The sequence below is a fragment of the Nocardia aurantia genome (genome assembly GCF_009604425.1).
GTDB classification, from domain to species: domain Bacteria; phylum Actinomycetota; class Actinomycetes; order Mycobacteriales; family Mycobacteriaceae; genus Nocardia; species Nocardia aurantia.
Genome location: NZ_WEGI01000001.1, coordinates 431566 through 443680 on the forward strand (window position 1 = coordinate 431566; position 12115 = coordinate 443680).

Below are 12115 nucleotides of genomic sequence, written 5' to 3' on the forward strand. Positions count from 1 at the left end.
CCCGCTCACCGCGTGCGGTGCCGGTGCAGCGTCGGGAGCAGTTCGGCCCAGCTGCCCGCGGCCCGATCGCGCGCGGAGACCACCGTCACCGGCAGCGGCCAGTCGATGGCCAGCTCCGGATCGTCGTACGCCACCGCGACATCCTCCCGCGGATCGTGCGGGCGGTCCATCCGGTAACACACGTCGGCCTCCTCGGTGAGCGCCTGAAAACCGTGCAGCAGCCCCGGCGGGATGTACAGCTGCCGGAAGTCGTTGTCGTCCAGCCGAAATGCCTGCTGCCGCGCGAAAGTCGGCGAGTCCGGCCGGATGTCGACGAGCACGTCGTGGATCGCCCCCCGCGCACACCGCACCAGCTTGCCCTCGCCCCGCCCCGACCGCCCGTGCATCCCCCGCACCACCCCGCGGATAGACCGCGACTGCGAGTCCTGGACGAACGCGGCCGCGGCCCCGGGAACCTGGAGGTGAGCGTCGAACTCGTCGGCGTCGAAGGTCCGGGTGAACAGGCCACGCTCGTCCCGGAACGGCTCCGGGACCAGCAGCAACACATCGAAGAGGTCGGTCTGCTCGATACGCACCCCGGCATAGTGCCACGGGTCCGGGGCACGCGGGCGGTGGTCCGGCCCAATCGCCGGGCCGAGTTCGGCGCGCCGGTGCGTCGGCGAGGGCATGGCCGATGTGGCCGACCGGCATCGCGCCGCCGCGGCGGCTGCGGAGCGGCCGCGTGAACCTCCGACACCGTGGCGCTGCCCGCGCCTGCCGAGCCTGTGCGGCGACCTCGCTGGACCGGGTGCTCGATCTCGGAAAGATGTTCGCGGCGGACCACTTTCCGCCGCTCGAGGTACCGGTCGAGGCCGACCCGGCGCATGCGCTGGCCATGGACCTGTGCCGCGGCTGCGGCCTGGCCCAACTGGCCGACGACGACACCGTCGTCGCCGAGCCGCGCGGGGTGGAACCGCAGGCGTTGCGCGACCAGGCCGCCGCCGCAGTCGCCGCGGTGGCGAGCGCGGACCTGCTGACCGGTCATACCGTCCGCGAGTTCGGCAGCCCGCACGGCGGCACCTGGATACCCCTCCTCACCGCCCACGGCTACACCGAAACCCGCACCGAGCCAGCCGATCTCGTTATCGACAGCTTCGGCATGATGCACGCCCCGGACCAGCGCGCGGCCGCGGCCACCCGGGCCGCCGCCCTGCGACCGGGCGGCGTCCTGCTGCTGCAATTCCACACGCTGCCTGCCATTCTCGCGCAGGGACAATGGAATGCGTTGCGCCACGGTCATTTCGCCTACTACTCGCCGACGGCGCTGACCGCCCTGCTGAACGCGGCGGGCCTGTACCCGATGACCGCCTGGGAATTCGACCTCTACGGCGGCACGGTGCTGGTGGCCGCCCGGCGCGAACCGATCGAACCCGACGCCACGGTGCGCCGCCTGCTCGCCGCCGACACCACGAGCCTCGACCCCAGCACCGTCCGCACTCTCCAGACCGCCGCAGACCGGCAGGCCCGCGACCTCCGAACCTGGCTGGAGAACGAGACCGCGAAGGGCCGAAGGATGTTCGCGTACGGCGCCGCGTCCCGCGCGGTGGCCCTGTTCGCCCACGCCGGCCTGCGCCGGGACCTGCTCACCGCCGTAGCGGACGCGTCACCCGCCAAGCACGGCCGCCGCATGCCCGGCACGGACATCCCGATCGTCACTCCCGCGGAACTGGTTGCCGCGAAACCGGACCGAGTGCTGCTGACCCTGCCGGACCTGCTCCCCGAAGTGGAGACGGCACTTCCGGCCCTGCACGACCGCTGGGTGGTGGAGGTGCCCCGGCTGTCGTGAGCCGACCTGCGCCACCCGGGCGGGCCGCCGCAGTCCCGCCGAGTGTCCGCCCGAGGAAAAAGCCTGCGCCACAACGATTCCGGCGCAATTCATCCATGAGGGAAAGTGGGAACAATGCGGAAAGTCTCTCGCCGTATCGCACGGCGTGTGGCCGCCACCGCGTCCACGGCCATGGTGGCGGCGGTATTCGCCGGCGGCATGGCCGCAGCCGGCGTGGACAGCACGAGCAGCATCATCGACCACGACCAGCGCACCATCGCGGCCATCGAGTCGGACACCCGGATCGACTCCGTGCCGCCGCTGGACAGCAACCCGCTCACCCGCGAGTGGTTCCATTCCGGCAGAGCCGGTTTCAAGGTGTCCGGCGACCACGACACCGACTGGCACGGTCACCTGACCGTCGGCTACATGGTCGGCTACCCCGCCACCCTGGACGGCAAGCTCCGGCTGCAATACCTGACCCCCGGGGTGGAGCTGGAGGCCGGCACCGACCTGAAACTGGATTTCTACGACCTGATTCCACGACTGGGCCTCGAATTGGCCGTCGGCTTCGGCCCCGGCATCCAGACCGTGGAATGCGCCGGCGGCGACATCTCCGGCGCAGAAGGCTACATCCAGATGTCCGGATTCCACGGCGCGGTCACCGGCGCGGTCGGCCCGGTCACCATCCGCCCGTTCGTGAAGGTGGTGAGCAGCAGCGGCGACACCGTCGTCACCTACGGCCCGACCACGACCCTCTGACCGGTCAGCGCAGCAGATCCGGCCGCCGACGCAGAATCGCCATGGTCCGGATCTGCAACCGCTGCAACGCCTGCCGGACCAGTCGCAGATCACCGGCGATCACATCGCCCCGCGCGACCAGCTCCGGATACTCCCGCCCGAGCCGATGATGGAAGCGGGCCTGCTCGGTCAGCTTCGACACCGTGGACGTCCGGCTGCACAGATTGAACGACGAATTACGCCACGCCGCAGACACATCCGGCATCCCGTAGAAGGCCCCCGACTCGCACACCCGCGCGAACAGGTCCACATCCATCGGGAACACCAGATCACCGCGAAAACCACCGACCCGCTGAAAATCCCGCCGCCGGAACATCGCCGCCGCCGTAGGCCCGAATTCGGCCGGCCCGTGCCGCACGATCGCCCGCATCAACGAGAGCACCGACTGCGCACCCACCAGCCCCGGCAGCCCCAGCCCGGAATCCTCGACCTCACCGACCTCGTCGATGACATCGAATTTCGTGGAACTGAGCGCGATCTCGTCGTCCCGCATCAGATCCAGCTGCGCCTGCAACGTCCCCGGCATCAGAATGTCGTCCGCGCAGACCACCTTCACCAACTCGCCCGAGGAGATCTCGACGGCCCGGTTCCAGTTGTCCCCGATCGGCAGCACCCGCTCGTTGCGATGCACCCGCACCCGCGGATCATCGAAACCGCGGGCCACGTCCCCGGTCCCGTCGGTACTCGCGTTGTCGAGCACCAGCAGTTCGAAATCGGCATCCTGATCCAGGATCGACCGCATGGTCGTCGCGAGCGTCCCGGCCGCGTTGTAGGCCGGCACACAGATCGACAGAGAAATTGCTAGCCCTCCTCGACTGCCCCGCCACCCGACGACCCAGCCCGCCGACCCCCCGGCCACCCGCCGAATTCCCTCATCCCTGCCTCCTGAGACGCCGTCACCCACCGGACCGTCGTTCGGAGAAGCAGCTGTTCGCCGCAAACCTATCGCATGTGCAACAGCAGTGCCACAGCTGAGAAGACCCCCGAATTCGGGTCCCCGCGGAGTACACGGCGTGCTTCACGGCGAGGTCGGCCCGGCCCGACGACCTCCCGCGACGGCCGGATCGCATCCACCCGGCGAACTCGGCAAGCGGAGCCGGCGCAGCCCGAATTGCGAAGGCCCGTTCAGCCCGCGAATCCACGAACGAGTTCCACGAACTCCTCCGGCCGCTCGACCATCACCTGATGCCCGCTCTCGATTTCCGCGTACTCGGCCCCGGTGATCGCGGCGGCCAGCTCCCGGGAATACCGCGCGGAAATCAATGTGTCGCGCGAACACCCGATCACCAACGTCGGCACCGAGACCTCAGGCAGCAGATCGCGCACGTCGAGCCGCAACGCCAGATCGATCTGCCGCAACCGCCCCGGAACCGGCCGATAAGCCGCCGCCATTTCCGCCACGGTCCCCGCCGGCACGGATTCCAGATACTCCCGGCTGAACGCGATCAACATGCTGTACCGCGCGAACGCCTCGGTATCACCGGCGAGCTGCCGCCACAGCACCGTCGCCTCCCGCAGATACCGATCACCCCGCCCCGTCCACCCCGTGACCAGCACAAGACTGCGAACCAACTCCGGCCGCGCCACCGCGAGCGCAGCCACCACCGCCCCACCCATCGAATGCCCCGCGGCATCGGCGGGCCCCTGCCCCAGATCGGAGATCACCGCGGCGACCTGCTCGGCGAGCACCTCGACCGTCAACTCCCCACCATCGTCCCGCGCCGCATCACTACCCGAAAGATCCGGCAGCACAACCATTCTGCTCTCCGCGAGCGCCGAGGCCGCGACCTCCCACGCCTTCGACCCCGGACTACCCCCGTGCACCAGCACCAACGGCCGCCCACTCCCGAACACCCGATACGGAATCCGAGCCGATCCCACACATATCTCCCGCACGCCTGCCTCCTCCGCGAAACCTGAAGTGCCACAGACGATGCCAGCAAAAGTGGATGATGAGGAGCGGAGCACTCTCCCTAGGACCCGCCCTCCGGGTATTCCGTGTGGTTCGAACCCGGCGGCGTAGGGTATGCTGGCATACCATGAAGCGTACGACCATCAAACTAGCGGATGACCTGGACAGTCGGGTCAGGCATGAGGCTGCGCGACGTGAGATGACTGTGTCCGATTGGACTCGTGAGGCCATCGCCGCGCATCTGCCGAACGAAGGCAAACGCAGTTTCGGTGCAGCGGGTGCCGGTCACAGCGGACGATCGGATATTTCCGAGCGGATCGAAGAGATCCTGCGGGGGGAGTGGGACCGATAACTCGCCTCTTGGTCGATGCGGGCCCGTTGTATGCCTATGTCGACGCCGACGACGCACATCACCGTGCGTGCCTGGATCTCCTGCAGAACCATCGAGGTCCGCTCGTGGTCCCGACGTTGGTGATCACCGAAGCTGCCTACCTCATCGGCACCCGTCTCGGTGCCGAGGCTGAAGTTCGCTTTCTCGGCGACTTCGCTGAAGGTCTGTTCGAGGTCGAGTCCGTTCATCCCGCCGATTGGCTTCGGATCGCTCAACTTGTCGCCCGGTACCGAGATTGGCCGCTCGGTACCGCCGACGCATCGGTCGTAGCCGCGGCGGAACGGCTGAACATCACGCGGGTCGCGACCGTCGACCGGCGGCACTTCTCAGCCGTCCGGCCGAAGCACGTCGACGCTTTCGAGCTACTGCCGTAACGATGACCCCATCAGCGGAAAGTCCGGATCGGAAGACAGTGTCGCAGAAGTCGAATCGGTGACGATCGCGAGCGGCGAGATCACGACTATGGTCGATGCCATGAGTGTCTACGAATACAGCGTGACCACCGCGAACGGCGAGACCAAGTCCCTCGGCGACTACAAGGACCGGGTGATCCTGATCGTGAACGTCGCCAGCAAGTGCGGCTTCACTCCCCAGTACGCCGGCCTGGAAGCGCTGCATCAGGCGACCAAGGACCGCGGCCTGGACATCCTCGGCTTCCCCTGCAACCAGTTCGGCGACCAGGAACCCGGCACGAACGCCGAGATCCAGGACTTCTGCTCCACCGAATACAACGTCACCTTCCCGGTCTTCGCGAAGCTGGAAGTGAACGGCCCCGACGCCGATCCCCTCTACACCTACCTGCGTGCCGAGGCCCCCGGCGACTTCGGCCCCGACGCGGGGTTCCTCTACGAGCACATCGCCAAGAACCGCCCCGAGACCATCGGCACCGACGAGGTCAAGTGGAACTTCACCAAGTTCCTGGTAGGCCGCGACGGCGAGGTCATCCGGCGCTACGAGTCCACCGCCACCCCGGAGGAGATCGGCGCCGACATCGCGCTCCTCCTCGACTGAGCCACCTGTGTAACCGCGGATACACAACCACTGTCACCGCGCGAACAGACCTTTCGCTGTCGAATCCGAAGAATCGTGTGCACACACGAACCGGTCACTTCGGAGGAAACCATGTCCCGCTTCACCACGATGCTCAGCACCGCGGCCGCCGCACTCGCCACGGCCGGGGTGCTGGCCCTGGCCGCCGCCCCCGCTGCCACCGCGGACCCGGTCCCGCCGGCCGCCACCGCCCAGGCCCCGGTCCTCGCGAAAACCCAAGGCTGGCTGAGCATCTACAACGGCCAGGCCCCGCAGGGCGCCAACAACATCGAACTCCGCGTAGTCATCGACCCCACCGTCGGCATGCGGGTCACCGACCGCGACGGCCGCTCCCTGTACCGCTTCGACAAGGACACCCCGAAGCCCTCGGTCTCGAACTGCAACGGCGACTGCGCCACCACCTGGCCCCCGCTGCTGGTCAGCCGCGGCCAGAACCTCTACGTCGACGGCCTCGACCCCCAGTTGACCGGCTTCATCGAGCGCGCCGACGGCACCTGCCAGATCACCATCGGCGGCTGGCCGGTCTACTACTTCGCCAAGGACAAGAACCCCGGCGACCTTCTCGGTCAGGGCGTCGGCGGCACCTGGTTCGCGGTATCCCCGACCGGCGGCAAGGTCCTCGCCAAGTAGTCGCCCGATTACCGACCGAACTAAGTTAATCTCGCTACTCTGTGACGTAGAGCACATAGTCCGCAGCGCCCGGATGCTCGGACCGCGCGTACGACAGGAGCGAGAATGCCCGCCACCACGGAGTCTACGAACGAGTCGATCACCGAACCCCTGCACTCGCGACGGAACCACTGGAACAACCAGGTACACCGCCATTCGCTCATGACTCCCGACCGTCCGGCCATCAGCTACCTCGACCGCACAACCACCTGGCGCGAACTGGACAACCGATCCAGAGCATTCGCCGCCGCCCTCCACCGCCGAGGCGTCCGATTCGGCGACCGGGTCCTGATGGCCCTGCTGAACCGCACCGAATACCTCGAAGCAGTCCTCGGCGCCAACCTGATCGGCGCGATCCCGGTCCCGGTCAACATCCGGATGAGCCCCGCCGAGGTCGCATACCTCGCCACCGACAGCGGCGCCGAGGTCATAGTCACCGAAAAACTGCTGGCCCCCCTCATGGCCGCCGCCCGCGCGTCCACCGGCACGATCAGCACGATGATCGTGGTGGACAACGGCGAAGACCCGGCCCACCTCGACTACGAAACCCTCCTCGCCGAGGATCCCGCCGGCCTCCCCGAGATCGACGTCCCCGAGGACACCGTCGCCCTGATCATGTACACCTCCGGCACCACCGGAAAACCCAAGGGCGCCATGCTGACTCACACCAACCTGCAAGCCCAGGCGGTCACCACGATCAACTGCGTCCAAGGCGGCTCGGACGACGACGTGGCCTCGGTGGTACCCCCCATCTTCCACATAGCCGGCCTGGCCGCCTTCGCCCCCGTCCTGTACCGAGGCACCCGCTCGGTGATCCACCCGCTCGGCGCCTTCGACCCCGACGCCATGCTCGACACCATGGAACGCGAGGGCACCACCTCGGTCTTCATGGTCCCCGCCCAATGGCAGGCCATCTGCGCCGCCCAACAGGCCAGACCCCGCAACCTGGCCCTGCGCACCATCAGCTGGGGAGCGGCACCCGCCTCCGACACGGTCCTCACCGCCATGAACGAGACCTTCCCCGAAGCTCTCAACATGACCGCCTTCGGCCAAACCGAAATGTCCCCCGTCACATGCGTTCTCGAAGGCAAGGACGCCATCCGCAAACTGGGCTCGGTGGGCAAGGTCGTCCCGGCGGTGACCGCCCGCGTGGTCGACCCGATGATGAACGACGTAAAGCCCGGCGAGGTAGGCGAAATCGTCTACCGAGGCCCGAATCTCATGAAGGGCTACTGGAACAACCCCCAAGGCACCGCAGAAGCCTTCCGCGGCGGCTGGTTCCACTCCGGCGACCTCGTCCGCCAAGACGAAGAGGGCTTCCTCTACGTGGTCGACCGCGCCAAGGACATGATCATCTCCGGCGGCGAGAACATCTACTGCGCCGAAGTCGAAAACGCCTTGTACGCCCACCCTTCCATCACCGAAGCCGCGGTGATCGGCCGCGCCCACCAGAAGTGGGGCGAGGTCCCGGTAGCCGTGATCGTCCTGACCCCCGGCGCCGGCAACGTGACCCTCACCGACCTCGAACCCCACCTCAACGAGCACCTCGCCCGCTTCAAGCACCCGAAGGACCTGGTGATCGTCGACGAACTCCCGCGCAACGCCAGCGGGAAGGTGGTCAAGCCGGAACTCCGGAAGGCATATGGGAGCAAGGACGTCGGGCTGGCCGACTGAACCGGCCGATCGCCGATCCGCTGTCCGAGCGGGCCGTCCTGCCTGGCCGTTCCAAGTTCCCACCCCAACACCTTGCATCGATCTTCCATGAGTGCTAAAACAAATCTATCGCGACCAACACAGATTATCGCGATCGACAACCAGAGAATGGAGTGAGTGGAGGTGGCTACCGTGCTGATGCGGACAGACGGGTTCCGTGACCTGGACCGCTTCGCCCAGCAGGTGCTGGGGACCGCGGCGAGGCCGGCGGTGATGCCGATGGACGCCTGGCGTGACGGCGACGAGTTCGTCGTCGAACTGGATCTGCCGGGTATCGACCCGGGTTCGCTGGATCTGGATCTGGAGCGCAACGTGCTGACCGTGCGCGCCGAACGCCCGGATATCGACCCGGGCCGCCAGATGATCGCTGCGGAACGCCCCCGCGGCGTGTTCTCCCGCCAGTTGTTCCTCGGGGAGACTCTCGACACCGAGCAGGTCCGCGCCGACTACACCGACGGGGTGCTCCGCGTGCGAATCCCTGTGGCCGACAAGGCCAAACCTCGCAAGATCACCATCGACCACACCGCCGACCGGCAACACGAACTGACCAGCCACTGACCCGGACCGGACCGCGACACTCCCCGCCGAGCGCATTCCCCTCGTCGCGCACTGCGTGAGTGGCCGTCCGGGACGATCGCAGATCCTTTCACGGAAAGGAGGTATCGCCGGAAAAATTCTCGTGTACATACGTTTCGTAGCCGGACGACCGGGTAGCCGCGTCCCGTCGCGCGAGCCACCTTCCTGTTGCACCTCATCGGCCCCTTCAGCTCGCGCGACCCGCGCGGCTCCCGGTCCCTTCACCGAAGTCCAGCGGATTTCTTGTTCGTTCGACAGCGGAAAGCACCACATCCATGACCGCAATTCTGATCCCGCAACTCCCCGCCACCGCCTCGCCGGCATCGACCGGCACGGCGGCCCGCCGATGGCAGCGCGGGGAAGTGGCCTGGTTCGACGAGGCCAAAGGGTTCGGATTCATCACCCCCGCCGACGGCGGTGCGCCGATCTTCGTCCAGTACAGCGCCGTCGACACCCCCGGCTACCGGCGACTGGTCGCCGGCCAGCCGGTCGCGTTCACCACGGTCGGCACCCGGCACGGGCCCGAAGCGGCATCGGTGCGGCCCCTGCCGATCCCCGACCGCACTGTCACCCGGCCCGCGCCCACCGCGGGCACGCACGACGAAGGACCGACACCGTGACCACGACCGTATCCCCGGCTGCCACCGACACCGCGGAGGCGCCGTTCGTGAAATGGCCAGATCCCAGCCCGCTCGACCGATGGTGGCAAGAGGTCATGGCAATACCGTCGCCCGGCCCCACCCGCCCGAGCCGTTTCGCCCCGGTGCGGTGATGCTGACCCTGGCAATCGCGACGGTGGCCGTGCCCGCCGTCGCCGCGACCACAGCATGGGCGACCGTCGCCGCGACCTACTGGCACGAAGCCCGCCACCGCTTCCACTCCACCGGAACCCCGGCAAAGCGGCACCGCCACTGAGTGTTTCGTCAGGAAGTCGGCATCTCGAGGTTTGACGGCCGCGGCCGCCGGTATCCGCACGCATCGGCGCACCGCGCGGTGCGCCGATGCGTGACCGTTCGTCCTTGTGCTCGGAGGTATGGCCCATGACCGAGGTATACGACCGCCCCCTGACCACCACCGCCGATCCGTCCCGGCGTGGCCGCGATCCCTACGACGGGATCGAGCCGCGCTTCACGGAACTGGCCCGCCTCGACCCCGGCGGCCCGGAATGGAAGCGGTTGCGGGAGGAGATCATCGGCCACTGCCTGCCCCTGGCCGAGCACATCGCCCGCTGCTACAGCGGCCGCGGCGAGTACTACGACGACCTCCTCCAGGTCGCCCGCTGCGGACTCCTGGAAGCCATCGCCCGATTCGACCCCACCCGCGGAGCCACGTTCGTATCCTTCGCGATCCCGACGATCATGGGCGAGGTACGCCGCCACTTCCGCGACCGAACCTGGGCAGTGCGGGTACCCCGCCGCCTGAAAGAACTACGCACCGACATCAACGCCGTCACCCCGAAACTCATCCAGCAACTGGGCCGCATGCCGACCGCCACCGACATCGCCGACGCCCTCGGCCTGGACCGCGACGAGGTCGTCCAGGTCCTGATCGCCTCCAACGGCTACGACAGCAACCCGCTGGACGCCGGCGACGACACCGACGACCAGACCACCCCACCCCCGATCCGCCGCCTGGCCACCATCGAACCCTGCTACGGCCTCATCGAGGACGCGATCACCGTCCGCCCCCTCCTGGACCGCCTACCCGACCGAGACCGCCGAGTCCTGGTGTGGCGCTACTACGAAGGCGCCACCCAGAGCGAGATAGCCGCCCGCCTCGGCGTCTCCCAGATGCAGGTATCCCGCCTACTGTCCCGCCTGCTCACCACCCTGCGCGAACAAGCCCTCACCGACACCGCCCGATCGGCGTAACCATCCGGCCGAGGTGCGCCGCGGTCCCGGACAGCTCTCCCGAACCGGGACCGCATCCCTCGGGCAGTGAAAACATCCCTGTCACAACCACTGTCGCGTACAGGAGCGGGTATTCCGATAGTCGGACTGATTCTGTTCACCGCAGCCCTCGCGGCCCACGCACTGATCATGGCCGCAATCGGCGCCGCGATCATCGCCGATCCAGGCATCGCGGCGATGGTGAGACGTGCCGAGTTCCCCGCGGGTAGATCCAGGTCACACACTGATGCGGTCTCGATGCAGTCATAGCTCTGTCAAGCTATGGCTTCCCCCCGAATTCCTGTCTCCACAGCGTCGGCCCCGGTGGTACCTTGGCCGAGTTCTGAGCTCGGAGTCCGACCCGAAACGGGAAATCATTCCGCACAGCTGAGGGAGACATCGTCATGGCCAATGCCAAGCAGATCTTCGACGAAATCGATACCGACACCGATGGCTACATCTCGTGCGCCGAACTGAAGGCCCATCTCGACAACAAAAGGTCGGTCAGCGATTCGGCCGCGTCGAGGTACTTCAACCTGCTCGACAAGGACGACGACGACCAGATAAGTTTCGCGGAATTTGAGCAGTCCCACCTCTCCCGCAACTAGCTTGGGCGACGGACGAAACAACTCGGGCGGTGACCGTATAGGTCACCGCTCGAACTTTCTCCGCCGTCCGCACGATTTGTCGACGACGTTCAGTCTGGCCGCGACTCGTCGCGGGTCGCCGAGGTGGACGTAGTCCTCCGGCGGGGTCGGAAACGTCGCCAGCAGAGCCGCCAAGCTGTCGCGCTCGGCGGGATGCGGTCGAGAACGCAACTGGCACACAGGTTGTCGATCAAATCACCCCATTCGCCGACATCGCTGAACCTGCGACAAGTCGCGAGGGCGTCTGCGGGCAACCGGTCGACGAATCGCTCCAGGAGCGCACGAGAATCGTTCTGCAACTTGACCGGATCCCCTGCGTAACGGTGCCATAGCGGCGTGGTCACAGCCGTCAGATCCCCCAGAATCGCTCCGGTTTGTCTACGGTCACGACGTGATCGAGTGGAATGCCTCGGTAGTGGTTCAGCTTGATCTGGAAGAACTCGGCGGCTCCCACAGATTCGACCAGGTCCAGGATCTTCTCCAGCTTAGTGGCTACCAGGCCGTACGGCGCTTCCCGTAGCGCCTGCAGCAGTGGTCGCCAATCGCCGAGCCCGCCGTATTCTACGAGGTTGAGCAGGTCTTGTTCCTGCAGGATCCGCGGATCGGCATCGTCTCGATGGATGGTGTTGTAGTAGATGTTGCTGGTCATGGCTCCGCCCGCAA

Annotated in this window: 16 protein-coding genes; 12 read left to right on the forward strand and 4 right to left on the reverse strand. The window is 67.1% G+C overall.

The annotated features are described in order from the left end of the window. Positions 1–5 precede the first annotated feature (5 nt). Entirely contained in the window at positions 6–575 is a 570-nt protein-coding gene (gene rfbC / locus NRB56_RS01990) for a dTDP-4-dehydrorhamnose 3,5-epimerase (RefSeq protein ID WP_319942439.1), read from the reverse strand. Positions 576–721: 146 nt separating this feature from the next. Between rfbC and NRB56_RS01995 the strand changes: the two genes are divergently transcribed. Next, positions 722–1825: a methyltransferase domain-containing protein gene (locus NRB56_RS01995; protein WP_319942440.1), complete on the forward strand. Its 1104-nt coding sequence runs from the start codon at positions 722–724 to the stop codon at positions 1823–1825. Between the two features lie 147 nt (positions 1826–1972). Continuing rightward, a complete protein-coding gene (locus NRB56_RS02000) occupies positions 1973–2566 on the forward strand; it encodes an MspA family porin (protein ID WP_319942441.1) in 594 nt (197 codons plus the stop codon). 4 nt (positions 2567–2570) lie between these two features. Here the strand turns inward: NRB56_RS02000 and NRB56_RS02005 are convergent, their stop codons facing one another. Both NRB56_RS02005 and NRB56_RS02010 read right to left on the reverse strand, forming a co-directional pair. After that, entirely contained in the window at positions 2571–3386 is an 816-nt protein-coding gene (locus NRB56_RS02005) for a glycosyltransferase family 2 protein (protein ID WP_319942442.1), read from the reverse strand. Between the two features lie 344 nt (positions 3387–3730). Beyond that, entirely contained in the window at positions 3731–4486 is a 756-nt protein-coding gene (locus tag NRB56_RS02010; protein WP_153338719.1) for an alpha/beta fold hydrolase, read from the reverse strand. A 158-nt stretch (positions 4487–4644) separates the two neighbouring features. On the opposite strand from NRB56_RS02010, the gene NRB56_RS02015 reads away from it, so the two are divergent. The 10 genes from NRB56_RS02015 (at position 4645) to NRB56_RS02060 (ending at position 11413) form a co-directional block, all read left to right on the forward strand. Further along, a complete protein-coding gene (locus tag NRB56_RS02015; RefSeq protein WP_153338720.1) occupies positions 4645–4869 on the forward strand; it encodes a ribbon-helix-helix domain-containing protein in 225 nt (74 codons plus the stop codon). Between the two features lie 8 nt (positions 4870–4877). Further along, the gene (locus NRB56_RS02020; RefSeq protein ID WP_153338721.1) at positions 4878–5282 is read left to right on the forward strand and encodes a type II toxin-antitoxin system VapC family toxin; all 405 of its coding nucleotides are present in this window, start codon (positions 4878–4880) and stop codon (positions 5280–5282) included. Positions 5283–5382: 100 nt separating this feature from the next. Then, the gene (locus NRB56_RS02025; RefSeq protein WP_153338722.1) at positions 5383–5919 is read left to right on the forward strand and encodes a glutathione peroxidase; all 537 of its coding nucleotides are present in this window, start codon (positions 5383–5385) and stop codon (positions 5917–5919) included. Between the two features lie 111 nt (positions 5920–6030). Beyond that, positions 6031–6588 carry a hypothetical protein gene (locus NRB56_RS02030; protein ID WP_153338723.1) on the forward strand — a complete coding sequence of 186 codons (558 nt, stop codon included), beginning with the start codon at positions 6031–6033 and terminating at the stop codon, positions 6586–6588. A gap of 105 nt (positions 6589–6693) precedes the next feature. Further along, positions 6694–8301 (forward strand): fatty-acid--CoA ligase FadD5, encoded by a 1608-nt coding sequence (gene fadD5, locus NRB56_RS02035; protein ID WP_153338724.1) that lies wholly within the window; start codon positions 6694–6696, stop codon positions 8299–8301. Between the two features lie 171 nt (positions 8302–8472). After that, on the forward strand, positions 8473–8898 hold the full coding sequence (locus tag NRB56_RS02040; protein WP_319942494.1) for an Hsp20/alpha crystallin family protein: 426 nt from the start codon (positions 8473–8475) through the stop codon (positions 8896–8898). Between the two features lie 293 nt (positions 8899–9191). Next, positions 9192–9536 carry a cold shock domain-containing protein gene (locus NRB56_RS40390; protein WP_153338725.1) on the forward strand — a complete coding sequence of 115 codons (345 nt, stop codon included), beginning with the start codon at positions 9192–9194 and terminating at the stop codon, positions 9534–9536. Positions 9537–9687: 151 nt separating this feature from the next. After that, a complete protein-coding gene (locus NRB56_RS02050) occupies positions 9688–9831 on the forward strand; it encodes a hypothetical protein (RefSeq protein ID WP_153338726.1) in 144 nt (47 codons plus the stop codon). Between the two features lie 125 nt (positions 9832–9956). Beyond that, on the forward strand, positions 9957–10787 hold the full coding sequence (locus NRB56_RS02055; protein WP_153338727.1) for a SigB/SigF/SigG family RNA polymerase sigma factor: 831 nt from the start codon (positions 9957–9959) through the stop codon (positions 10785–10787). Positions 10788–11209: 422 nt separating this feature from the next. After that, positions 11210–11413 carry an EF-hand domain-containing protein gene (locus NRB56_RS02060; RefSeq protein WP_153338728.1) on the forward strand — a complete coding sequence of 68 codons (204 nt, stop codon included), beginning with the start codon at positions 11210–11212 and terminating at the stop codon, positions 11411–11413. A 388-nt stretch (positions 11414–11801) separates the two neighbouring features. On the opposite strand, the gene NRB56_RS02065 is transcribed toward NRB56_RS02060, so the two are convergent. Continuing rightward, positions 11802–12101, reverse strand: coding sequence for a hypothetical protein (locus NRB56_RS02065; protein ID WP_153338729.1), 300 nt, complete (start codon positions 12099–12101; stop codon positions 11802–11804). Between the last annotated feature and the right edge of the window lie 14 nt (positions 12102–12115).